Here is a 22324-nt window from a genome sequence, read left to right on the forward strand (position 1 = left end):
GATGCCCACGGAAAGAATCGTTATCGCCGAGTTCATGGACGAAAGCGCGGTCCGCCAGCTGTCCATCGAGTTCGACACCCTCTACCAGCCCGACCTGTGTGAACGGCGCGAGGAACTGGCCGCGCTGCTTGCGGATGCGGACGCGTTGATCGTCCGCAACCGCACACAGGTCAACGCCGGCCTGCTGGACCGCCAGACGCGGCTCCAGGCGGTGGGACGCCTGGGCGTGGGCCTGGAAAACATAGACCTCGTCCATTGCCGCGGACTGGGGATCGAGGTGATCCCAGCGGTGGGCGCCAACGCCGGCGCGGTCGCCGAGTACGTGGTCTGCACGGCGATGATGATGCTGCGCGGCGACGCCTACCTGTCCAGCCGCGAGGTCGCCCGGGGTGCATGGCCGCGCGCGCGGCTGGTGAACGGCCGGGAAATCGCCGGCAAGACGCTGGGCATCGTCGGCCTGGGATCCGTGGGCCGCGCCACCGCCGCCCTGGCCCGCGCGGTCGGCATGCGGGTTTGCGCCCACGATCCCGCGCTGGACGGCAAGCACGAAGCGTGGCGCGACGTGGCGCGGCACGCCGACCTGGATGCGCTGCTGCGCGCAAGCGATGCGGTTTCCGTGCATGTGCCGCTGCTGGACGCCACCCGCGGCCTGATCGACGCCCGCCGCCTGGCGCTGATGCCGCGCCACGCCGTCCTGGTCAACGTGGCGCGCGGCGGCGTGGTCGACGAGGCCGCCCTGGCCGATGCGCTGCGCGAAGGCACGATCGCCGGCGCGGCCGTCGATGTTTTCGAAGACGAACCCCTGCCCGCGAACTCCGTGTTCGAGGGGGTGCCCAACTTGGTCCTGACGCCGCATATCGCCGGCGTCACGGCCGAGTCCAACACACGTGTGTCATTCGCCATCGCGGACGCCATCGCGCAAAGGCTGCGTGCGAACCGCTAGGCCATCCTGGAAGGAGATGTACAAAATGAAAATCGCTGCATGGATTACCGGCTGCCTGGTCGCGCTGGGCGCGGTCGCGGGCGCACAGGCCGCCGACTGGCCCGACAAGCCGGTCAACCTGATCGTCCCCTATCCCGCGGGGGGCGGCGTGGACCCGGTCGCGCGCCTGGTCGGGCAGAAATTGTCCGAACGCTGGGGCCAGCCCGTGGTCGTGCAGAACAAGGCCGGCGCCAGCGGCTCGATCGGCGCCGCCTATGTGGCCCGCGCCAAGCCGGACGGTACGACCATCATGATGTCGGCGACGGCCGAAGTGGTGATCAACCAGTACATCATGCAGCAGATGCCTTACGACCCGGAAAAGGATCTGGTGCCCGTCACGCTGGCCGTGCGCCTGCCCTTCGTGCTGGTTACCCAGCCCAATGCGCCCTATTCCAACGTGGCGGAACTGCTGGCCTACGCCAAGAAGCATCCCGGCGGCCTGACCTACGCATCGTCGGGCAACGGCACGCCGCAGCACCTCGCGGCGGTCCTGCTGGAACAGTTGGGCGACGTGAAGCTCACCCACATCCCCTACAAGGGCGTGGCGCCGTCGATCAGCGCGCTGCTGGGGGGCGAAGTCAACATCGGATTCGTGGGCCTGCCCACCGGCCTGCCGCATATCCAGTCCGGCCAATTGAAAGCCCTGGCGGTTTCCGGCCCCGGCACTGCTTCCGCGGCGCCCGATATTGCGCCGGTCGCGCGGACCCAGGGCCTGGAGAAGTTCGACCTGACGCAGTGGTTCGGCGTGTTCGTGCCGGCAGGCACGCCCGATGACGTCGTCCAGCGTATCCAGCAGGACGTCGCCACGGTGCTGCAGATGCCCGATGTGCGCAAAGTGCTGGTGGCACAGGGCGCCGAACCCAGCGGCATGCCCACCGCCGAATTCCGCGCCTTCGTCGAGAAGGAACGGAACAAGTTCAGCGGCATCGTCAAGGCGGGAAATCTGTAGGTCTTCGGCGTCCCGAACGCTTGCCAGGCCAGCCCGGCCGCCGCGAGGCGCGCCGGGCTTTTTGCATGGCGGCGCATGAAGCAAGGCGGGACACACGGCCCTATACTGGCGGGCCATCGGCCAGGTCAGCCCGTTGCCCCGCCCGCAGGCAAGGTCGCGGGACGCAAGCAGGCAAGCCGGCTTGCCGATCCTCCGGTTTCCATTTCGCTTCCGCTTCTCCGCTTATGCAGTCCCGACCCGTCCCGCGCCAAGGATCGCCTGTCTCCACCGCGGAAACACCCGGCACGGTCCGGGCCGCCACGCCCCTGCCTGCATCCGCGCCATCCACGCCGCGCAGCGTGGACTTCGACTGGAACGAGGATAGCGAAAGCGCGCACGCGGCCCGCGCGCTGCTGGGCGAAGGCTCGTCGCCCCATACGGTGGCCTCCTACCGCGCGGCGGTGCGCTACCTGGCCGCCTGGCACGAACAGCGCTTGCAAGCGCCCTTCTCCTTGCCGGTTTCCGTGCGCACCGTGGTGCTGTTCATCACCGATCACGTGCAGCATGCCGGCGAGCAGGGCCTGGCGCATGGCCTGCCGCCGGACATCGACGCCGCCCTGGTGGCGCTGGGCGTCAAGGCGCGTCCCGGGCCGCTGGCGCTGTCCACCGTGCAGCACCGCCTGGCGGTGCTTTCCGAAGCGCACCGCGCGCGCGACCTGCCCAACCCATGCCGCAGCCAGGCGGTGCAGACCCTGCTGGCCCGCACGCGGGCGGCCTACGCGCGGCGCGGCGTACACGCGGCCAAGAAACCCGCGCTGACGCGCGAACCCCTGGAACAGTTGCTGGCCACCTGCGACGACTCGCTGATCGGCCTGCGCGATCGCGCGCTGCTGTTGTTCGCCTGGGCCAGCGGCGGCCGCCGGCGTTCCGAAGTGGTGGCCGCGCGGGTGGAGGACCTGCAGCCATCGCCCGACGGCTACGTCTATGTCCTGCGGCTGTCCAAGACCAACCAGGACGGCGCCGAACGTGCCGACATGGTCAAGCCCGTCGTCGGCCGCGCGGCGCGCGCGCTGGAAGCCTGGCTGCGCGCCGCGGCCATCCGGCACGGCCCGCTGTTCCGGCGCGTGCGGCGCGGTGGCGCGGTGCAGGAGGCGGGCCTCAGCGGAGAAGCCGTGCGGCGCATCGTCAAGCAGCGCTGCGCCATGGCGGGTCTGGACGAAGGGTATGCCGCGCACAGCCTGCGCGCCGGCTTCGTGACGGAGGCCGGCCGCCAGGGCGTGCCGCTGGCCGAGGTCATGGCGATGACCGGGCACGCCAGCGTCAACAGCGTGGTGGGCTACCACCGCGCCGGCGCGGCGCCGACGCTGCGCGCGGCGCGCCTGCTGGAGCCCGGTTCCCCGGATTGAAGCAGCGCCGGCTGGCCGACGTCATCGTCGCCCTGGGCGCGCCGGGGCCGGATTGGCGCGCGGCTGGCCCGGAAATCCCGGCTGCCGTCCGCCACCAGGGCCTGTCCGCTCAGGCCCGGCCGCGCTCCAACAGCGCCTGGATGTAGCGGCCGGCTTCCAGGATGTCGCAGCGGATGGCGCGCGCGGTGGCCTCGGCGTCGTTGCGCGCCAGCGCTTCCACCGCTTCGGCGTGATAGTCCATGCGCTTCAGGTAGGGCACGTACTCGGGCAGCACCAGGTTCAGCACGGGCCCGCAGCGCAGCCACAGCGTTTCGATCGCGTCTTCGATGATCTCCATGCCGCTCAGGGCATAGATGTGGAAATGGAAGCGGCGATGGACGTCCAGGTAGCCCTGGTGTCCGTCCACATCGATCAGGCGCTTCATGTCGGCCAGCAGGCCGCGCAGCATCGCGACGTCGTCCGGTGTCGCGTGGGCCGCCGCCTCGAACGCCGCGCGTCCTTCGAGCTCGGCGCGCATGATCAGCAGTTGCCGCAGCTGCGCCGCATCCACCTCCGGAACGACCGCGCCGCCGCCTTGCCCGCCGGTGCCGCGGCGCAGGATGCGCTCGGCCACCAGGTGGTTCACCGCGTCACGCACCGGCGTCAGGCTGATGCCCAGTTCCGCCGCCACGTCGCGCAGCAGGATGCGGTGCCCGGGCTCGTAGCGCCCCGTCAGCAAGGCTTCCCGCAGGGCCGCGTAGGCGCGGTCCCATAGCGTTTCGCGGTCTATGGGCTGCAAGGCGGGGGGCTTGGCCGCGCTGGCCACGCCGCCTGCCTTCGCGCCGGCTTTCACTGGAGACATCTCCCTACCTTCCCTGTCGGGTTTTAGTCAGGCGGCTATTTTCGCACCTCGCGACCGCCCTGCGGACGCCGGATGCGCCATGCCGCCATCCGCCAGATTCGGCATTGTTATTTGTTATAACGAATGATAGTATGCCTCGGACGTCGGCCAAAGAGCCGCGCCCCGCGCCCTACGGGCGCCCATACGGAGGAGACCCGCATGTCCTTGCTATCCCGACTGGCAGGCGCCCTGGCGTGCGCCTGCGCCATTGGCAACGCCACCGCCGCGCCCGACAATTTCCCCGACCGCAGCATCCGTTTCATCATTCCCTGGAATGCGGGCGGCTCCAACGACATCGCGGCGCGCGAACTGCAGCAGATCATCGCCGAACAGCAAAAGATCACCGTCGTCGTGGAAAACGCGCCGGGCGCCACCGGCGCCATCGGCATGGGCAAGGTCGCCGCCGCGCCTCCCGACGGCTATATGGTCGGGATGGGCACCAGCTCCACGCTGGCGCAGATCGCGCAAAACCTGACCCCGCTGCGCAATGAACAGTTCGCCCATATCGCCCGCGTGTCCACCGACCCGCTGATGCTGCTGGTGCCCAAGGACGGCCCGGCCGACCTGGAGCAGTTCCTTGCCCACATGAAGCAGAACCCGGGCAAGGTCTCCATCGGCACGCCCGGCACCAACAACCTGAACCACATCTTTGCCGAGATGACCGCGCGGGCGGCGGGCGTCAGCTATGTCAACGTCCCCTACCCCGGCGGCTCGCGCGTCATCGCCGACCTGGCGGGCAAGCAGATCCAGGCCGCCGTGCTCAAGCCTTCCGAAAGCAAGGGCCAGATCGATGCCGGCTATGTGCGGCCGATCGGTGTCTTCGGCAACGAGCGGCTGCAGGTCTATCCCGACGTGCCGACCTTCAAGGAGAAAGGCTACGACGTCTATCCCTATGGGCCACTGGTGCAGATGGCCTACATCGTTGCCCCGGCCGGCGTGTCGCCGGAGGTGCGCCAGCGCCTGATCGACATCTTTTCCAAGGCCATCCAGAGCGAGAAGTTCAAGACCTTCGCGCAGCAGAACGGCTTCCTGGTCGACGACATGAAGGGCCAGGATCTGGACAACGAAGTCAAGAACGTCCAGGCGACGCTGAACAACGTGGCCGCCAAGGTCTTCAAGCAATGAGGAAACAATGAGCACAATCAAGAAAGTCACCTGCCATGTCGTCTCCGCGCCGGTCGAGCGGCCCTTTACTTCCTCGCGCGGCTGGCTGTACAAGACGCGCGGCTCCTGCATCGTGGAGATCGAAACGGCCGACGGCGTGGTGGGCTGGGGCGAATGCTACGGCCCGGCCCAGGTGGCGCGTGCGTATATCGAGTCGCAGTACGGCCCCCGCATCGTCGGCCGCGACGCATTCGACGTGGAAGTGATCTGGGAGGACCTGTACAACCGCATCAAGGACTACGGCAATACGGGCATGGCGATATCGGCCCTGAGCGGCATCGATATCGCGCTGTGGGACATCATCGGCAAGGTCTGCGGCAAGCCCGTGCACAAGCTGATCGGCGGCGCGTACCGCACCGAAGTGCAATCCTATGCCACGGGTCTTTACTTCATCGACATGGACCGCCTGATCGAGGAAGCCGTGGAAGAGGCGCGCGAATACGTGCACCAGGGCTTCCGCGCGATCAAGATGAAGATCGGCCTGGGCTCGCCCAAGCTGGATATCCAGCGCGTCGCCGCCGTGCGGGAGGCCGTGGGCGATGACGTCCGCCTGATGGTGGACGCCAACCATTGCTTTACCGTGCCCGCCGCCATACGACTGGGACGCGAACTGGAAAAGCTGGACATCGAGTGGTTCGAGGAGCCGATCTCGCCGGAGGACCTCGACGGCTATGTGGAAGTCACGCGCGCCCTGGACATGGCCGTGGCCGGCGGCGAGAACGAGTTCACGCGCTGGGGTTTTCGCGACATCGTCGCGCGCAAGGCCATGGACATCGTGCAGCCGGATGTCTGCGCGGCGGGCGGGATCAGCGAATGCCGCAAGATCGCCGCGCTGGCCCTGGCGCACGGCGTGGAGTGCGTGCCGCATGCCTGGGGCTCGGCGATCGGCCTGGCGGCCACGCTGCACTTCCTGGCCGCCCTGCCCGACCAGCCGCCCAGCTTCCGGCCCATGCCGCCGCTGCTGGAGTTCGAACAGTGCGAAAACCCCTTCCGCGACCTGCTGACCGTGGAGCCCATCGAACAGCGCCGCGGCGTGGTGCGGATTCCCACCGGCCCCGGCCTGGGCATCGACATCAAGCGCGATGTCCTGGACCGCTATCGCGTTGCCTGAGCCCGCGCAGAGATCCCCATGCGATTCGTATCGTTCTATCGCGGCGATGGCCGTGTGGTGCCCGGCTTCATCGACGATAGCCGGCCGGGCGAGGCCTGCGTCGTCGATGTGACATCGCCCGCCAACGGTGGATGGGCGGCAGCCTTGCCGGCCGATCTGTTGTCCTGGGTGGAGATGGACCTGGGCGCGCTGGCCGCGCGGCTGCGGGACCATGCGTTTCCCGATGCCGCCCGGCTGCCGCTGGCCGGCACGCGGCTGGCCGCGCCCCTGCCCCGCCCGGGCAAGATTGTCGGGGCGGCCTTCAACTATCGCGACGCCCTGAAGGAGCGCGACATGGCGCCGCCGGCATCGCCGGTGATCTTCATCAAGTCCGGCCGCACGGTCATCGGGCCGGACGATCCGGTGCGCCTGGCCGCCGACGTGGGCAATGTGACCTACGAGGCCGAACTGGCCGTGGTAATCGGGCGCACGGCGCTGCGCATCGACGCGGCCCAGGCGCCGGCCCACATCGCCGGTTACCTGACGCTGAACGACGTGAGCGCCAGCGATATGGTGCGCGCCGACAAGGCCTTCGTGCGCGGCAAGAACCAGCCCACCTTCTGCCCCTGCGGCCCGTGGATCGCCACGCCGGACGAAGTGCCCGCGCCGCAGGCGCTGGACGTCAGCCTGCGCCTGGACGGCACGCTGCGGCAATCCGGCAATACCTCGGACCTGGTGTTCGGCATCGCCGAGCTGATCGCCTACGCGTCCACGCAGATGCCGCTGGATCCGGGCGATATCATTGCCACCGGCACGCCGGCCGGCGTGGCCATATCCCACCAACCCGCGGCGTGGCTGCGGCCCGGCTCGACGATGGTCGCCGAAGTCCAGGGCCTGGGCGCGCTGCGCAACCCCATCGTGGCGAGCCTATCCTGATGACTGCCCAACCCATCGTGGTGCTGACCAGCGCCATCCATCCCGACGAACACACGCGCCTGGCCCGGCACGCATCGGTGCGCGTACCGGCCGACGCCAGACCCGAGACCCTGAAGGCCGCCATGGCGGACGCCGACGGACTCATCGTGCGCAACCCCCTGCCGGCCGATATCTTCGACCATGCGCCGCGCCTGAAGGGGGTCGTGCGCCATGGCGTCGGGCTGGACATGATTCCCATGGAGGCGGCCAACCGGCATGGCATTACCGTGGCCAACATCCCGGGCGCCAATACCGCATCCGTGGTCGAGTACTGCCTGGCGGCCATGCTGCACCTGCGGCGGCGCCTGCCGGCCGTGGACGCCATGCTGCGCGAGCAAGGCTGGGGGCCGGCGCGCGCCTACGGCGAAGGCGGCGGCGAACTCGCGGGCGCCACCTGCGGCATCGTCGGCGTGGGCGCCATCGGCAGCCGGCTGGCCGCGGTGGCGCGCGTACTGGACATGCGGGTCCTGGGCCTGACGCGCCGTCCGGAAAGCCTGCCCGACGGCGTGCGCGCGGTGGACAAGGCGACGCTGATGCGCGAGTCCGATGTGATCGTGCTGGCCTGCCCGCTCAATGAGCAGACGCGCGGCCTAATCGATGCGGCGGCCCTGGCGCTTGCCAGGCCGGACGCCCTGCTCATCAATGTCTCGCGCGGTCCGGTGGTCGATACGGCGGCCCTGCTGTCCGCGCTGCGCGAGGGACGGCTGGGAGGCGCCGCGCTGGACGTCCACGACGTGCAGCCGCTGCCCAAGGACGCCGCGGTGCTGCGGCAGTCCGGGATGCTGCTGACGCCGCACATGGCCGGCAGCACCACCGCCAGCATGCGCCGCATGAGCCAGGGCGCGGTGGACGAGATGCTGCGCATCCTGCGCGGCGAACCGCCCGTGAACTGGGTCAACCGCGACGCCGCGCGGCGCGCGTGACCCCGGCCATGGCGGGGGACCTTGTCCCCGCATGACCGTCCCGCTTGCCGCCCGCGACGCCCCGTGCGCGGCGGACCTGGCAGGCCTCATGGGCTTGAACCATAACGTGAAGGAGACATCATGCGTATCACCGATCTGAAGGCCGTGCCCATTTCCTTTCCCGTGCCGGAGAACAAGTCCGTGCGCCTGGGCATCGGCCGCAGCGTCAAGCGCGATGCCGTGCTGGTGCGCGTGGAGACGGACGAAGGCGTGATCGGCTGGGGAGAGGCCCATCACGGCCGCTGCCCGGGCGCCATCGCGAAGCTGGTCGATACCACCGTGCGGGAGCTGGTCCTGGGCATGGACCCGCGCGACGTCAGCGGCGTCACGGCGCGCGTACTGAAGATGCAGTTCGCCAGCCACGGCATGGGTGCGGCGGCCGCGCTGGCCCTGAGCGGGCTGGACCTGGCGCTATGGGACATCCGTTGCCAGCTTACCGGCTGGCCGCTGTACCGCCTGCTCGGGGGCTCGCCCCGGCCCATCAAGGCCTATGCCGGCGGCATCGCCCTGGGCTGGCAGCCGCCCGAAAGCCTGGCGCAGGAAGCCCTGGGCCTGGTGGAACAGGGCTATCGCGCGCTGAAGCTGCGGGTGGGCGACACGCCGGCGCGCGACATCGCCCGCGTGCGCGCAGTGCGCGCCGCCGTCGGCGAGGACATCGACATCCTGGTCGACGCCAACACCAATTACCGCATCGAAGACGTCCGGCGCGTCATGCCGGCCTACGAGGAATGCCAGGTCGTGTGGCTGGAAGAACCCTTCCCCGCCCACGATCACCATGCCTACGCCACCGCCGCCCGGCTGGGCCGGGTGCCGCTGGCCGCCGGCGAAAACCACTACACGCGCTACGAATTCGGCCCCCTGCTGGAATCCGGCAGCGTGGGCTACGTGCAGCCCGACCTGTCCAAGGTGGGCGGCGTCACCGAGGCCATGCGCGTGGCCGCCATGGCGGGCGCGCTGAAGCTGTCCGTGAACCCGCATACCTCGGCGACGGCGATCAATATGGCGACCTCCATCCACTACCTGTGCGCCGTCGACAACCCGGGATATTTCGAAGCGGACGTGACCGCGCTGAATCCCTTCCGCGACGAAATGATGGACCTGGCGCCGTACACGCTGGACAAGGACGGCTGCGTGCATCCGCACGAAGGCGTGGGCATCGGCCTGCGCATCGACGCGGCCTTCCTGGCCGCGCATCCCTTGATCGAAGGCCCCTGCTACGTCTGACGCGTTGCCGCGCCCTTGCGGGCGCGGCTCGCCTTCCGCCGCGCGGGCGGCCGCACGCCCGCAAGCTCCGCCATGATGCCGCGCGCATGCGCGGGGCCCGCGGCGATCCCGCTCAGCAGCAGCGACATCGAGAAGTGGATGACCTGCGCCACGTCGACGGGACGGTCCTCGGAATCCAGGCGGTCGCCGATGATGAGGGTGGCCAGGCCATGCTCCACCGACCAGGCCGCATGCGTGACCAGCGGCATATCCGGCGCGGTCCAGCCGTGCTCGCCCGCGTAGTCGCGCACCGCCGCGGCGAATAGCTCGAAGGACACGTTGGTGGCTTCGGCCAGTTCGGGATAATCGCCCTTGCGCAGGATGCGCGGGCCTATCATCAGGTCGAACAGCCCCTTGTGGTCCTGCGCGAAGCGCACGTAGATGCGCATCATCTCGTAGGCGCGCGCCAGCCTGCCGTCGATGCCGGCCAGGGCCTGGCGGCGCAGCGCGATCAGGTCCTGGAAGCCGCTGGCGGCTATCGCGGCCAGCAAGCCCATCTTGCCGTCGAAATGCCGCGACGGCGCGGCCTCGGACACCCCCACGGCCTTGGCCAGCTGGCGCAGGCTCATGTCGTGCACGCCGACCTCTTCCAGTTCGCGCCGCGCCTGCGCGATCAAGGCGCTGCGCAGGTCGCCATGATGGTAGGGCGCCGTCTCCGCGCCGCCGGTCTTCTTCCTCACGTCTGCGATTCCTTCTGGACCACCGCCCCGGAGGGCCGGTATTTACCCTGACTTGCCGCTCAAGTTAACGATGTTATCATCACCCCAAGAGTTAATACTGTTAACTTCATAAAGCGGCCGGTCGCGCCTTGCTGGCGGCCCCGCGATCGGAGACACCGCATGGAAGAGATCGTCCTGAAGGAAGTGCGCGGCAACGTCGCCGTGCTGACCATGAACTACCGGCCGTACAACCTGTCCGGTCCCACCCTGAGCGGCGCGCTGATGCGCCAGCTGCGCGAAGCGGTGGACCAGGGCCAGCGCGCCGTGCTGCTGCGCAGCGGCCTGCGGCATTTTTCCGCTGGCGCGGACGTCGATCTGTTCGACGAACGCATCGAGCGCGAGGGCCGCGCCCGCCTGGATCCCATCGAAGTCCTGGGCGCGTTCGAGACGCTGCCCATTCCCATCGTCGCCGCCGTGCACGGCGTCTGCCTGGGCGGCGGCCTGGAGCTTGCCCTGGCCTGCGACTACATCGTGGCCGCGCAGTCGGCCAAGATCGGCTCGGTGGAGGTGGCCCTGGGCCTGCATCCGCTGATGGGCGGCATCCAGCGCCAGGTCCAGCGTATCGGCATGGCGCGCGCCAAGGAAATGTCCATGCTGGGACGCCGCTACGATGCCGCCACGCTGGAACGCTGGGGCCTGATCAACCTGGTCGTGCCGGACGAGGAACTGGACGCGGCGTCGCTGGCGATCGCGCAGGAATTGGCCAACGGGCCGACCGTGGCCCACGCCGCGACCAAGCGCCTGGCCCTGACCGCGGCCAACGAAGGCGTGGAGGCCGCCGACCGCGCGATGTTCGAGACACAGAAAGCCATCTGGGCATCGCGGGACCTGAAGGAAGGCCTGAAGTCCTTCCGCGCCAATGGCCCCGGGCTGGCCGTCTTCGAGGGGAAATGACATGTCCGGTCCCCTATCCGGCCTGAAGGTCGTCGATTTCTCCCGCGTGCTGGCGGGCCCGCTGTGCGCGCGCACACTGGCCGACCTGGGCGCCGACGTCATCAAGATCGAACCGCCCCGGCCCGATGTTTCGCGGGGCGCCGTGCCGTCCGCCGCGGGCATGTCCGGCTACTATGCCCAGCAGAACGTCGGCAAGCGCAATATCAGCGTGGACCTGAACGTACCGGGCGCCGCCGAGCTGGTCGCGCGGCTGTGCGACCAGGCGGACATCGTCGTGGAGAACTTCCGCGCCGGCACGCTGAAGTACTTCGGCCTGGACTATGCCACGCTGTCCCGGCGCAATCCGCGGCTGATCTATGTGTCCATCACCGGCTACGGCCAGGGTGGCCCCTGGGCCTCGCGCATGGCCTACGCCCCCACCGTGCAGGCCGAGTCCGGCTTCACCCATCATTCCTTGCGCCACTTCGGCGCGAACCTGGCCCGGCCGCAGACCGACGCGCTATCGCATGCGGACGTGTATGCCGGCCTGCAGGCCACCATTGCCGTGCTTGCCGCCCTGGCGCAGCGCGAAAAGACCGGGCGGGGACAATACATCGATGTCGCCATGGCCGCGGTCATTCTCTCTACCAACGAACGCGCGCACCTGGATATCGAGGGTGTCGACACGGGCGCCGAGCCGGGCATCCTGGGCGCCACCGACGGCCCCTTCTTTACCGGGCCCGGCGGCGAGCGTTTCGTGGCGGCGCAGAGCCTGGTGGGCAGCCTGACCTTTCCGAACTATCTGCGCGCCATGCGCCGCCCGGACCTGGCCCAGGATCCGCGGTTCGCCACCGCCGAACTACGCAAGCAGAATTACGAGGCCTTGCACGCCCTGGTGCAGACCTGGATTCTGACCTTCCGCGACCTGGGCGCGCTGGACGCGCAGCTGGATGAATCGAAAATCGCCATCGGGCAAATACGCTCCACCCGCGATCTGTGCGAATCGGAATGGGGCGAATACTGGGGCGCCGTGCGCACCGTTTCCGACCGGCGCGGCGGCACGTATAAGCTGCACGGCCATCCCTGGCGCTTCTCCGGCGGCGACCTGTGCGCCGAGCCGCGCGAGCCGGCCTTCCGCGGCGAACACAATACCCAGGTGCTGGCTGAACTGGGATTGAGCGACAGCCAGATCCAGGAGTACGTACGGCGCGGCATGTTCGTGGCCGATCCGGCGCTGCAGGCCCTGCCGGCAACGGCCGCGGACGCGGGCGAACCGGCGGGCTCGCATGCCCCGCGCGCCGCGGGCGATGTCCGGCATGCGGGACCGGACCCGGCGGCACAGGCCGCATAAAACACATAAACGACCAGCGAAGGAGACAAACATGAACCACGCATCCCCACGGGACGCGGCGCGCAACCGGACAAGGGCTCCGCGTGCCGCCGTCGCCGTCCTGGCCTCCGCCATGGCCCTGGCCGCCACGGTGCTGCCAGGCCAGGCCGACGCGCAGCCGCCGCAATGCAGCGCGATCCGCATCTACGTCCCCTACGCCGCCGGCGGCGGGACGGACGTTTCGGCGCGGCTGATCGGCGGCAAGCTGGGCGCCGAGCTGAAGATCCCGGTCATCATCGAAAACCGCCCGGGCGCCAAATCCGTCATCGCGTACCAGGCGCTGCTGCGCGATCCGGCGGACGGCTGCGCCTATCTTTACGACAATTCCTCGCACAGCCTGCAGGCCGTGTACAAAGGCCTGCCGTACGACTCGGCCAAGGACTTCCAGCCGGTGGCCATGGTAGCCATCGCGCCCAATGTCTTCGTCGTCAATCCCGGCTTTCCGGCCAAGACGATGCCGGAGTTCATCGCCTACGCCAAGGCGCATCCCGGCAAGGTGACCTATGCCTCGTTCGGCGTGGGCAGTACCTCGCACCTGAGCGGCGAAGTGCTCAACTCCGCGGCCGGGATCAACATGGTCCACGTGCCCTACCGCGGCTCGGCGCCGGCGGTGGCGGACCTGATGGGCGGTAGCGTGCAGGCGATTTTCCTGGACCCGCTCACGGCCAAGCCCTTGATGGACACCGGCAAGGTGCGCGGGCTGGCGGTGGTCGGCGCGCAGCGCGTGGCGACCTCGCCCGAGCTGCCCTCCATGGGGGAACTGGGCATCGACGACCTGTCCGTGCCCGGATGGTGGGGCCTGTTCGCCAAGGCCGGCGTTCCCGCGCCCATCGTCCAGGACATGGCCGGGCGTTTGCAGCGTATCGCCGCCGATCCCGAGGTCAAGGAGAAACTGGCCGCGCTGGGCACGCAGGCCTATTCCGGCAGCCCGGCGGACTTCGCCGCCACCATCGCCAAGGACTCGGCGCGGTGGCGGAAGGTCGTGAAGGAAAGAGAGCTGGTGCTGGAATAGCGCCTCAGCGCCGGCGGGAGACGACCCGGCCTTCGCAGGTGCCGAAACCTATGCCGGCGTAGCCGGCTTTTTCGCAGCGGCCGCCCAGCGTCACGATATCGCCGTCTTCCAGGTAGCCGCGGGCCTCGCCGCTGGCCAGGCGCAATGGCTCGGCGCCGTTGCGGGTGCGCTCCAGCAGGCAGCCGCTATCGGCGATGTCCGGTCCGGAGACCGTGCCGCTGGAGATCAGGTCGCCCGGCCGCAGATTGCAGCCATTGCTGGCATGGTGCGCCACCATCTGGAACAGCGTCCAGTACTGCCCGGCGAAGTCCGGTGCGGATATCGGCTGCGCCGCCCTGCCATGCTCCCGCATGGCGGGCGTGGACAGCGAAGCGCGCAATGCGATGCCTATGGCGCCGGCCTGGTCATGGGCCGGCGAGGCCAGCGCCGCGGCGATCGGCGGATCGTCGGCGGATCGCGGTTGCGGCGCCATGCGGAACGGCGCCAGCGCCTCCAGCGTGACGACCCAGGGCGAAATGCTGGTCATGAAGCTCTTGGCCAGGAAGGGGCCCAGGGGCTGCGCTTCCCAGCGCTGGATATCGCGGGCGGACCAGTCGTTGACCAGGCACAGGCCGAAGATGTGATCCTCCGCCCGGTCCAGCGATATCGGCTGGCCCAGCGGGTTGCCCTGGCCGATGAAGCATCCCACCTCCAGCTCGAAATCCAGGGCCCGCGTGGGCAGGTAGGCTGCGCCTTGGGGGTCGGGGCCGAGCTGGCCGGCGGGACGGGTGCAATCGGTACCGCTGGCCACCACGGAAGACGCGCGTCCGTGATAGGCGATGGGCAGGTGCCGGAAGTTGGCGGCCAGTTCGGCGCCCGGGCGCATCGCGCGGGCGGCCCGCGTAGCGTGATGGATGGACGTGTAGAAATCGGTGAAATCGCCTATCCCGGCGGGCAGCTGCAGGGTAAGGGCGGACAAGGGACGCAGGCATCCCCTGGCCCTGGCCTGCGCCGGATGGCCGGCGCGCAATAGTTCGAATACGGACGCGCGCAGCCTGGAGCCGGCCACCGGCCCCAGCGCCATCAAGGCATTGAGTTGCGGCGCGCGTACTGCCCTGGCCAGCGCATCGTCGAGCGCGATCAGGCCTTGTTCGCATGCGGCCGCCAGGTCCAGCACCTGGTCGCCGATGGCGACGCCGATGCGGCGCGCCGGATCTCCGCCGACGGTGTAGACGCCCAGGGGCAGGTTCTGCAAGGGGAAATCGGTGTCCGGTGCATTGGCGCTCTCGACCCAGCTCTTGCGGCTGGGATCGTGCGTCTCGTTCAATCGCATGGCGGTCTCCTCCCGCCTGCGTCGCGGCGGCCTCTCTAACGAATACGGAAATACGGCCGAATGATAACACCGTTAACTTAAGACGCCAGCATGAAATGTCCACGCCGGCAGGCGCCGGGAGGCGCGCCGGCGCCGCGGTACCCGACCGCTCTACGGCATCGTCGATCGCGTCAACCGGGACTGCCCGTGACAGGCAGCACCAGGCCCGTGATGTAGCTGGCGCAGGCCGGCGACGCCAGGAAAACATAGGCTGGCGAAAGTTCTTCCGGTTGTGCGGGACGCTTCATCGCGGTCTTCGCGCCGAACTTCTCCAGTTCTTCCGTGGGTTTGTCGGCGGGATTGAAAGGCGTCCACACCGGTCCCGGCGCCACTGCATTGACGCGTATGCCGCGCTCGGCCAGGTTGCCCGCCAGCGACATGGTGAAGGCATGGATGGCCCCCTTGGTGGTGGAATAGTCCAGCAGTTTCGCGCTGCCGCGCAGGCCGGTGACGGACCCGGAGTTGACGATACTGGCGCCCTCCTTCATATGCGGCACGGCGGCCTTGGCCATATGGAAGTAGCCGTAGATATTGGTGCGCATGGTTTCGTCGAAGCGCTCCAGGCTGAGTTCTTCGATCGACTCGGCATGCTCCTGGAAAGCGGCGTTGTTCACCAGCACATCCAGCTTGCCGAAGGCCTTGACGGTTTCCTCCACCGCGCGGCGGCAGAAGTCCGGATCCTTCACATCGCCGGGAATCAGCAGGCAGCGGCGTCCTTCCGCTTCCACGTGGCGCCGGGTTTCCTCGGCGTCTTCGTGCTCGTTCAGGTAGACGATGGCAACGTCCGCGCCCTCGCGCGCGAACAGGACGGCCACCGCGCGCCCGATGCCGGAGTCGCCGCCCGTGACGATGGTGGAAAAGCCCTCCAGCTTGCCGCTGCCGCGATAATGCGGTGCCGTGAAGGCCGGCCGCACTTCCATATCGGCCTCGCTGCCCGGTTTGTCCAGGCGCTGGTCCGGCATCTTGGGTTCCGGATAGTCGCGCGCGCCCGCCTGCACCGCGCCCGATTCCTGCGAGCCGCCGGAGGACTGCGACGATTTGGCGCGGTCGCGCTCGTCCTGTTCGCGCTGCATCGCGCGCTGTTTGCCGGCCACGGCCTCGGACCGCGCGGCGTCACCGGATTTTTTCTGGTCGGTCATTCGCATGCTTCCATAATGCGTTCACGATTACGGGAGCACGCGATGCAAACCACATGCCTAGGGCCTGTTAACGCTAGAAGGAGCCTCGCACTGGCCCTAGCGCAACAGGCCTCGCCGCGCCAGGTTGGCGTAGAGCTTGCGCACGCCGAACGTCCAGGGCGGGATCTCGGTGCACTTCTCGACGGTGTTGATGAGCTTGCCCAGCCCCGGCGACGCGATCGTCACACGGTCGCCCGACTTGTGGGTGAAACCGCTGCCCGGCGTGCCGCGGTCCTGGATGGGCGAGAACATGGTGCCCAGGAACAGCATGAAGCCGTCGGGATACTGGTGATGCCGGCCATAGGTCTGCGCCACGAGCTCCAGCGGATCGCGGCTGATTTCCCGCATGTGGCTGACGCCGTTGAGCACGAAGCCGTCATCCTTGCCCTCGATCAGCAGGGACACGCTGTCGTTGCGCACGTCGTCGATGCCGTAGTGGGCATCGAACAGGCGTATGAAGGGGCCGATGGCGCAGGAACCGTTGTTGTCCTTGGCCTTGCCCAGCAGCAAGGCGCTGCGGCCTTCGATATCGCGCAGGTTGACGTCATTGCCCAGGGTCGCGCCCACCGTTTCGCCGCGGCTGTTCACCGCGAGCACGATTTCCGGTTCGGGGTTGTTCCATTCCGAGGCGGGCAGCAGCCCGACCTCCGCCCCGAAACCGACGGCGGACATGGGCTGGGATTTGGAGAACACCTCGGCATCGGTGCCGATGCCGACTTCCATGTATTGCGACCATGCGCCACGGCCGATCAGCGTTTCCTTCAGGCGCAGCGCGCTTTCGGAACCCGGCTTGATCGCGCGCAGGTCCGTGCCCAGCGTTTCCTGCAAGGTCGCGCGCATGGCCTGCGCGGCGCCGGCGTCCCCGCCGGTGCGCTCCTCGATCAGGCGCTCCAGCAGGCTGACGGCAAAGGTCACGCCGCAGGCCTTGATGGCCTGCACGTCGCACGGCGCCAACAGCGTCATCGCCGCGGGATGGGCGGCGGCATCCGCGCCGCCATGCCGGATGCTGCCTTGCAGCAAGGGCCCGACCGGGCCCAGCGATTCGCCCGGCGCGGTGCGGGCGACCGCCGCGGGGTCCGGCTGGTCCAGCAGGTCCGCCATGGTGGGCACGGCGGCCGTGATATCGAAAACCACGCCGTTACGCACGGCCACCACGCTGGGGCCGTCTATCGGCGCCGGACGCCATACCCGTCCCACCAGGGTCGCGTGCGCCGCGTCCCGTGGCAGGTAGTCCAGGCCGTTGTCATTCGTCATAGTGCTTCTCCTCCTGTGGATCGATCGCGAAGCTTATCGGCAGCGGGGGCCGGCTGTCCATCCCGCGGCGGCCCGCTAGCGCATCAGGTCCAGCGCGTCGCCGCGCGACTCGACCACGGTCAGGATGGACAGGAAGCCGCTGATGTCGAAGACTTCGCGCACGTGCGGCTGGATGTTGCACAGGGCAAGCGCGCCGGTCCGCTGCTTCAGGCGCTTGGCCACCAGCAGCATGACCCGCAGCCCGGCGCTGGAGATGTAGTCCAGGCCCGACAGGTCCATGACGACCTTGTTCTCGCCGTTCTCGATTTGCCGGAGAAGGTCCGACTCGACCGCGGCGGCATTGGCGCTGTTGATCTGGCCGTGCGGCGAGACCACGAGCGCGGGGCCGACTTTCTCGATTGATAGCGTCATGTATTACGGATCCCGTTGGATGATCGACACGCCGGCCATGCCGGCACGCGGGCGGCACGCGATGGCATGCCGCGGGTTTTGCGGTTACGCATCGGCGGCACGGGGCGGCGCCGCGCATTTGGCGGAATCATACGCGAGCCGGATGGGAGAATGGTCGCGGACTACGACTTACGGTCCCCATCGGGCATACTGGCGCCTGCGCCCAAAATCTGGATATCGTCATGGCTTCCCCGTCCGATACGCTGCGGCTTGTCCCGGGCCACGATACCGTGGGCCCCGCCCTGCGATGGCTGGAAGACATCGCGGCGCGCGAAGGCTGGCCGGCGCGTACCCGTTTCGCCCTGACGCTCAGCATGGATGAAGCCCTGACGAACATCATGTCGTATGCGTTCCGGGACGCCCCGCCGGCGCCCGACGCGGCGGCGCCCGACGCATCGGCATCCCATGCGCCGGCGCCCGAGACGCCGGCCATCGTGCTGGCCTATCGGCGCGACGGCGCCGACCTGTGCATCGACATCGGCGACAACGGGACGGCCTACGATCCCACCGCATGGTCGCCCGCCCCGCTGGCCCGCACCCTGGAGGACGCCACCCCGGGCGGCCATGGCTTGCGGCTGATGCGCCATTACCTGAAAGACCTGCGTTATCGGCGCGAGGGCGGCTGGAACCGCCTGACGCTGGTGGCCGAGCAGGGCTGAATCGCATGGATGCCGATGGCTGCGGATCGCGTGTGCATGCCCGGATCTATCCCGACGCGGTCGCGCACAATCTGGCCGCGCTTCGGGTGCTGGCGGCGCGGGCGACGCCCGCGCCGCGCATCTGGGCCACCGTCAAGGCGGACGCCTACGGCCACGGCTTGTGCCGCGTGCTGCCCAGCCTGGCGGACGCCGACGGGCTGGCCGTCACGCAGCTGGCCGATGCGCGGGCCTGCCGGGATCTGGGCTGGACGGGCCCCATCCTGGTCTACGCCGGCTTGCTCGATCCCGCGGAGGCCGATCGCCTGGCGCTGGCCGGACTGCACCTGGCCCTGTCGCACGCCGCGCAGATCGACTGGCTGGCGGCCGCCCCCGCGGCTGCGGCGCCGCCCTGGGTGTGGCTGCGCTACGTGGGCGATATCGGCTATACCGGCTTCGACGATGCGGGCTATGCCGCCGCCTACGCACGCTGCGCCACGCTGCTGGCCCAGGGACGCATCGCCGGCATCGGCCATCTGAACCATTACGGCCGGGCCGAACACGCGGACGGCCTGGGCCAGGCCGATCGTCGCTTCCAAGCCGTGACGCGCGGCCTGCCGGGGCCGCGCAGCTGCTGCAATTCCGCGGCGCTGCTGCGCCACCCGGGCGCCGCTCAAGGCACGGACTGGGTCCGGCCGGGTCTGGCGCTGTACGGCGCCAGCCCGCTACCCGGCATCGATGGCGCGGCGCTGGGCCTGCGGCCCGCCATGTCGCTGCATTCGCGCATCGTCGGGATACGCGACGTGGCCGCCGGCGCCCGCATCGGCTACAACGGCACCATCGTGGCATCGGCGCCCTTGCGGGTGGGGCTGGTGGCATGCGGTTACGGCGACGGCTATCCGCGGCACGCGCCGGCCGGCACGCCGGTCGTGGTGGACGGCCATGCAGCCACCACGCTGGGCGCCGTCACCATGGACCTGATGCCGGTCGACCTGACCGCCCTGCCCCCCATCGCCGTGGGCGCGCCTGTCGTTCTATGGGGCACCCCGGAGCTGCCGGTGGAGGCCGTCGCCCGCCACATCGGGACGATCGCGGCGGAATTGCTGACCTCGCTGACCCCGCGCGTGCGGGTCATGTCTGCTCGCGCCGGCGATAGACCGCCTCAGGCCGCGTGCCGTTGACGGCCCGCCAGGGCGGGCCGCCCGGGGGCAAAGACCAGGAAAACCAGGGTGGCGGCCAGGTAGAGCAGCCCCGTGATCGCCAGGCTCGCGCCCATGCCCGCCGTGCCGAACAAGGCGCCGACCATCAGCGGTCCCGCCATCTGGCCCAGCTTGTCCGCGGCCCGCATCACGCTGGTCGCGCCGGCGGCACCGTAGTCCTGCACGTCGGGCAAGGCGAGCATATAGGGCGACTGCGATGCGCCGGAAAAACAACCGGCCAGGGCCAGCAGCAGCACCGCCATCGCGGCGGCGTCCAGGCCGCTGTTGAACCACAGGCCCAGCATGCCGGCGCTGCCGATGACGCCGCCCAGCACGATCCAGCCCTTCTTGGACGCGGACCGGTCGACCAGGCGGCCCATGAGCGGGCCGACATAGATGACGCACAATCCATAGATCATCAGCACCCGGCCTATGCTGGAAGCCGCGGCGCCGGCCGCTTCCAGGTATAGCGGAAGCGCGAAGGAAAGCAGGCCGACCTGCGCGATGGAAAACGGAATGACGCTGCCCAGCAGCATCAGGCCGAAGTCCCGGGTAAAGAGCAGGCGCGCGGTGCGCGCCAGCCCCATCGGCGCGCGCGCGGTGGCGCCGGCGTCCGCGCCATCGGGCGCCCGGGCCTCCCCACGGCGCATATACGGCCGCATCAGCACCAGCACGCCGAGCACGGGCATGGCCATCATGACCGCGCTGATGGCGAACACCGGGCGAAATCCCAGCTGCTCCATCAGCATGGCGCCCACCGCGGCGCCAGTCAGGTGCCCCGCGAACAGGCCGGCGATGACGCTGGTCATATTGCGGCCACGGTACATCGGGCTGCTGCGCGTGACGATGAAACCTTGCAAGCCCATCCAGCCCAGCCCGTAGCCCAGGCCCACCACGCCGCGCGCGGCGGCGAACGCCGGCAGGTTCGCCGCCGCGGCGCAGGCCAGCATGCCCGCGAAGGAAACCGCCAGTCCGGCCAGCACCGGCACCTGCCAGCCGCGGCGGTCCGTCAGCCGTCCGGCCAGCAAGGCCGTCAGCAGGCCGCAGCCCATCTCCACCGAAATGGGCAAGGCCAGCAGCAGGTTGGGCGGCAGGTCCAGGCCGCCGGGCGGCAGGCTGCGCGCGTACAAAGGCAGGAAGCCCAGCGGCATCGCCCACGCGAACAGGAAACCGAACATCACCGGCCGCGCGATGCGACCGATATCCGACGTATCGCTCAAGCCCGCGATGCTGTCCCGGGCCGGCATCCGGTAGCCGCGATTCAGCAGCAGCGAAAGCAGCAGCAGCATCTCCACGGCCGCCACCAGCGCGACCACGGCGACGGTCGCCGCGTCCAGCATCCGGCTGCGCACCCCACGGGCCAGCACGTCCTCGGAAAGACGCACGACCAGGCTGCCTTGCGCGGCGGGCCGGGCAAGCCCCTGTCCCAGCGGCAGGACCAGGGTCAGGTCATCCGGCACCGGCGCCCGCGCGGCCGCGCCGTCCGGCGGCAAGGCACCGCGGCCGTCGGCACGGTTCAGGGTGCGCCCGGCCGCATCGACCAGGTCGATCTCGCGGATGGCGGGAAAGGCGGCGGCCAGCCGCTGGAAAGGCGCTTCCACCCCCTGCAGCTTGTGCAGGTCGATGCCGTAGCCCAGGACGCGGTCCAGGTCCCGCTGCAGGCCTGCCGCCAGGATCGCCACATTGCCGCGCGTCACCTGCAGCCAACCCAGCCGGAAGGCGTCCACGGTATACCCGGCATATACGCCCTGCGCCAGCAGCAGCGCGACCAGCGGCACGACGAAACGGCTGGGCCCGCCGGCCGTCAGGGCGCCCAGGGGGACCAGATACCTGAAGGCAGCGGCCAGCGCCAGCCCGACCGCCGCCGTGACGGCGACCAGCACCGCCGCGTTACGCAGCAGGATCGCGTGCGCCGCGGCACCATCGTGCCGCGCCGAGACCACCAGCGCGCCCACCGGTCCGCCGCCCTCGCCCACCAGGGGCACGGCCAGCGCAATGCCGCCGTCCCGCCGGCTCATCAGCGCACCCGACGGCCGCCGCGTCACGCCCTCGGGCAGCGCCGCTTCGGGCTGCGTCGGCCCACGCAGGCCCGCTCCAGCCAGGGCCGCGTCCGCACCGGGCAACAATGCCCGCGCCAGATCGCGCGCATCCGCCGGGTCGCCCTGCGTCGCGACATCGGCGCCGCCGGGCAGTATCACCGCGACCCCGACGACGTCGCCGGCATCGTGCGCGCCCTCGCGCAATAGTGCCTGCAGTCCGAAGAACTGCGCCAGCGGCTTGCCCAGGCGCAGGCCGTTCTCGATGCCGCCGGCGATCTGGCGCGCCGACACTTCGACCCGGTCCGCGGTCGTATCGGCCACCAGGCGATTCAGCGCCGACAGGCTCAAGGCGCCCATCAGGGCCTGCGCAAGCAGCAGTACCGCCAGGCAGGCCAGCGTAACTTCCAGGACGGGCCGACGGCGCACGCCGTCCATGACCCGCTGCAATGGCTCGCGCATCGATGGTTTCCAGAGGAAGAGCGACATACACAACGCGTTGAATATTATTTACACTTGTCGAGTTTTGCATCAGATTTCTCGCTGCCCTCACCTTCCCCCTCTCCCGGGCGCCTTC

Annotated in this window: 20 protein-coding genes; 13 read left to right on the forward strand and 7 right to left on the reverse strand. The window is 69.4% G+C overall.

From position 1 onward, the window contains the following. Position 1 precedes the first annotated feature (1 nt). The 3 genes from BAU06_RS14040 (at position 2) to BAU06_RS14050 (ending at position 3316) form a co-directional block, all read left to right on the forward strand. On the forward strand, positions 2–943 hold the full coding sequence (locus BAU06_RS14040) for an NAD(P)-dependent oxidoreductase (RefSeq protein WP_066350120.1): 942 nt from the start codon (positions 2–4) through the stop codon (positions 941–943). A 25-nt stretch (positions 944–968) separates the two neighbouring features. Then, on the forward strand, positions 969–1931 hold the full coding sequence (locus BAU06_RS14045; RefSeq protein ID WP_066350121.1) for a Bug family tripartite tricarboxylate transporter substrate binding protein: 963 nt from the start codon (positions 969–971) through the stop codon (positions 1929–1931). A 389-nt stretch (positions 1932–2320) separates the two neighbouring features. Beyond that, positions 2321–3316, forward strand: coding sequence for a site-specific integrase (locus BAU06_RS14050; protein ID WP_066359064.1), 996 nt, complete (start codon positions 2321–2323; stop codon positions 3314–3316). A 109-nt stretch (positions 3317–3425) separates the two neighbouring features. Here BAU06_RS14050 and BAU06_RS14055 read toward each other — a convergent pair whose 3' ends face one another. Beyond that, positions 3426–4157: a GntR family transcriptional regulator gene (locus tag BAU06_RS14055; protein WP_066350123.1), complete on the reverse strand. Its 732-nt coding sequence runs from the start codon at positions 4155–4157 to the stop codon at positions 3426–3428. Between the two features lie 198 nt (positions 4158–4355). Between BAU06_RS14055 and BAU06_RS14060 the strand changes: the two genes are divergently transcribed. From BAU06_RS14060 to BAU06_RS14080, 5 genes are all read left to right on the forward strand, one after another. After that, positions 4356–5321 (forward strand): tripartite tricarboxylate transporter substrate binding protein, encoded by a 966-nt coding sequence (locus tag BAU06_RS14060; RefSeq protein ID WP_066350125.1) that lies wholly within the window; start codon positions 4356–4358, stop codon positions 5319–5321. 7 nt (positions 5322–5328) lie between these two features. Continuing rightward, positions 5329–6471, forward strand: a complete 1143-nt coding sequence (locus BAU06_RS14065) for a mandelate racemase/muconate lactonizing enzyme family protein (RefSeq protein ID WP_066350131.1) — start codon at positions 5329–5331, stop codon at positions 6469–6471. Positions 6472–6489: 18 nt separating this feature from the next. After that, the gene (locus BAU06_RS14070) at positions 6490–7386 is read left to right on the forward strand and encodes a fumarylacetoacetate hydrolase family protein (RefSeq protein WP_066350133.1); all 897 of its coding nucleotides are present in this window, start codon (positions 6490–6492) and stop codon (positions 7384–7386) included. Further along, entirely contained in the window at positions 7386–8348 is a 963-nt protein-coding gene (locus BAU06_RS14075) for an NAD(P)-dependent oxidoreductase (protein WP_066350136.1), read from the forward strand. Before BAU06_RS14070 ends, BAU06_RS14075 begins: the two co-directional genes overlap by 1 nt. A 120-nt stretch (positions 8349–8468) precedes the next feature. Beyond that, positions 8469–9611, forward strand: a complete 1143-nt coding sequence (locus BAU06_RS14080; RefSeq protein WP_066350143.1) for a mandelate racemase/muconate lactonizing enzyme family protein — start codon at positions 8469–8471, stop codon at positions 9609–9611. Here BAU06_RS14080 and BAU06_RS14085 read toward each other — a convergent pair. Then, positions 9602–10330, reverse strand: coding sequence for a TetR/AcrR family transcriptional regulator (locus BAU06_RS14085; protein WP_066350146.1), 729 nt, complete (start codon positions 10328–10330; stop codon positions 9602–9604). The genes BAU06_RS14080 and BAU06_RS14085 overlap by 10 nt on opposite strands. Positions 10331–10489: 159 nt before the next feature. Here BAU06_RS14085 and BAU06_RS14090 point away from each other — a divergent pair, with 159 nt between their 5' ends. From BAU06_RS14090 to BAU06_RS14100, 3 genes are read left to right on the forward strand one after another with little or no spacing between them, the layout of a single operon-like run. Next, the gene (locus BAU06_RS14090; RefSeq protein ID WP_066350147.1) at positions 10490–11263 is read left to right on the forward strand and encodes an enoyl-CoA hydratase/isomerase family protein; all 774 of its coding nucleotides are present in this window, start codon (positions 10490–10492) and stop codon (positions 11261–11263) included. 1 nt (position 11264) lies between these two features. Further along, positions 11265–12593, forward strand: a complete 1329-nt coding sequence (locus tag BAU06_RS14095) for a CaiB/BaiF CoA transferase family protein (protein WP_082993685.1) — start codon at positions 11265–11267, stop codon at positions 12591–12593. Positions 12594–12624: 31 nt separating this feature from the next. Then, the gene (locus BAU06_RS14100; RefSeq protein ID WP_197509297.1) at positions 12625–13644 is read left to right on the forward strand and encodes a Bug family tripartite tricarboxylate transporter substrate binding protein; all 1020 of its coding nucleotides are present in this window, start codon (positions 12625–12627) and stop codon (positions 13642–13644) included. A gap of 4 nt (positions 13645–13648) precedes the next feature. On the opposite strand, the gene fahA is transcribed toward BAU06_RS14100, so the two are convergent. From fahA to BAU06_RS14120, 4 genes are all read right to left on the reverse strand, one after another. After that, positions 13649–14956 carry a fumarylacetoacetase gene (gene fahA, locus BAU06_RS14105; protein ID WP_066350148.1) on the reverse strand — a complete coding sequence of 436 codons (1308 nt, stop codon included), beginning with the start codon at positions 14954–14956 and terminating at the stop codon, positions 13649–13651. Positions 14957–15126: 170 nt separating this feature from the next. Further along, positions 15127–16134, reverse strand: a complete 1008-nt coding sequence (locus BAU06_RS14110) for an SDR family oxidoreductase (RefSeq protein ID WP_066350153.1) — start codon at positions 16132–16134, stop codon at positions 15127–15129. Between the two features lie 96 nt (positions 16135–16230). Beyond that, positions 16231–17427, reverse strand: coding sequence for a fumarylacetoacetate hydrolase family protein (locus tag BAU06_RS14115; protein WP_066350155.1), 1197 nt, complete (start codon positions 17425–17427; stop codon positions 16231–16233). A 75-nt stretch (positions 17428–17502) separates the two neighbouring features. Next, positions 17503–17838, reverse strand: a complete 336-nt coding sequence (locus tag BAU06_RS14120) for an STAS domain-containing protein (RefSeq protein ID WP_066350156.1) — start codon at positions 17836–17838, stop codon at positions 17503–17505. A gap of 221 nt (positions 17839–18059) precedes the next feature. Between BAU06_RS14120 and BAU06_RS14125 the strand changes: the two genes are divergently transcribed. Together BAU06_RS14125 and alr are read left to right on the forward strand one after the other, a co-directional pair. Further along, complete coding sequence (locus BAU06_RS14125) at positions 18060–18536, forward strand: ATP-binding protein (protein WP_066350162.1); 477 nt, start codon at positions 18060–18062, stop codon at positions 18534–18536. Positions 18537–18568: 32 nt separating this feature from the next. After that, on the forward strand, positions 18569–19693 hold the full coding sequence (alr, locus tag BAU06_RS14130) for an alanine racemase (RefSeq protein WP_415834859.1): 1125 nt from the start codon (positions 18569–18571) through the stop codon (positions 19691–19693). Here alr and BAU06_RS14135 read toward each other — a convergent pair. After that, complete coding sequence (locus BAU06_RS14135; RefSeq protein ID WP_066350164.1) at positions 19675–22209, reverse strand: MFS transporter; 2535 nt, start codon at positions 22207–22209, stop codon at positions 19675–19677. The two genes, alr and BAU06_RS14135, sit on opposite strands and share 19 nt — an antisense overlap. Positions 22210–22324: the final 115 nt, after the last annotated feature.

It is taken from the genome of Bordetella bronchialis, assembly GCF_001676705.1.
GTDB classification, from domain to species: domain Bacteria; phylum Pseudomonadota; class Gammaproteobacteria; order Burkholderiales; family Burkholderiaceae_B; genus Bordetella_C; species Bordetella_C bronchialis.

What these genes read in the sequence shown, in the direction of transcription:
- BAU06_RS14135 (WP_066350164.1), bottom strand. Translation starts at nt 22,209, where the DNA reads ATGCGCGAGCCATTGCAGCGGGTCATGGACGGCGTGCGCCGTCGGCCC.
- BAU06_RS14080 (WP_066350143.1), top strand. Translation starts at nt 8,469, where the DNA reads ATGCGTATCACCGATCTGAAGGCCGTGCCCATTTCCTTTCCCGTGCCG.
- BAU06_RS14075 (WP_066350136.1), top strand. Translation starts at nt 7,386, where the DNA reads ATGACTGCCCAACCCATCGTGGTGCTGACCAGCGCCATCCATCCCGAC.
- BAU06_RS14095 (WP_082993685.1), top strand. Translation starts at nt 11,265, where the DNA reads ATGTCCGGTCCCCTATCCGGCCTGAAGGTCGTCGATTTCTCCCGCGTG.
- BAU06_RS14040 (WP_066350120.1), top strand. Translation starts at nt 2, where the DNA reads ATGCCCACGGAAAGAATCGTTATCGCCGAGTTCATGGACGAAAGCGCG.
- BAU06_RS14115 (WP_066350155.1), bottom strand. Translation starts at nt 17,427, where the DNA reads ATGACGAATGACAACGGCCTGGACTACCTGCCACGGGACGCGGCGCAC.
- BAU06_RS14100 (WP_197509297.1), top strand. Translation starts at nt 12,625, where the DNA reads ATGAACCACGCATCCCCACGGGACGCGGCGCGCAACCGGACAAGGGCT.
- fahA (WP_066350148.1), bottom strand. Translation starts at nt 14,956, where the DNA reads ATGCGATTGAACGAGACGCACGATCCCAGCCGCAAGAGCTGGGTCGAG.
- BAU06_RS14045 (WP_066350121.1), top strand. Translation starts at nt 969, where the DNA reads ATGAAAATCGCTGCATGGATTACCGGCTGCCTGGTCGCGCTGGGCGCG.
- BAU06_RS14090 (WP_066350147.1), top strand. Translation starts at nt 10,490, where the DNA reads ATGGAAGAGATCGTCCTGAAGGAAGTGCGCGGCAACGTCGCCGTGCTG.
- BAU06_RS14120 (WP_066350156.1), bottom strand. Translation starts at nt 17,838, where the DNA reads ATGACGCTATCAATCGAGAAAGTCGGCCCCGCGCTCGTGGTCTCGCCG.
- BAU06_RS14055 (WP_066350123.1), bottom strand. Translation starts at nt 4,157, where the DNA reads ATGTCTCCAGTGAAAGCCGGCGCGAAGGCAGGCGGCGTGGCCAGCGCG.
- BAU06_RS14110 (WP_066350153.1), bottom strand. Translation starts at nt 16,134, where the DNA reads ATGACCGACCAGAAAAAATCCGGTGACGCCGCGCGGTCCGAGGCCGTG.
- BAU06_RS14060 (WP_066350125.1), top strand. Translation starts at nt 4,356, where the DNA reads ATGTCCTTGCTATCCCGACTGGCAGGCGCCCTGGCGTGCGCCTGCGCC.
- BAU06_RS14065 (WP_066350131.1), top strand. Translation starts at nt 5,329, where the DNA reads ATGAGCACAATCAAGAAAGTCACCTGCCATGTCGTCTCCGCGCCGGTC.
- BAU06_RS14070 (WP_066350133.1), top strand. Translation starts at nt 6,490, where the DNA reads ATGCGATTCGTATCGTTCTATCGCGGCGATGGCCGTGTGGTGCCCGGC.
- BAU06_RS14125 (WP_066350162.1), top strand. Translation starts at nt 18,060, where the DNA reads ATGGCTTCCCCGTCCGATACGCTGCGGCTTGTCCCGGGCCACGATACC.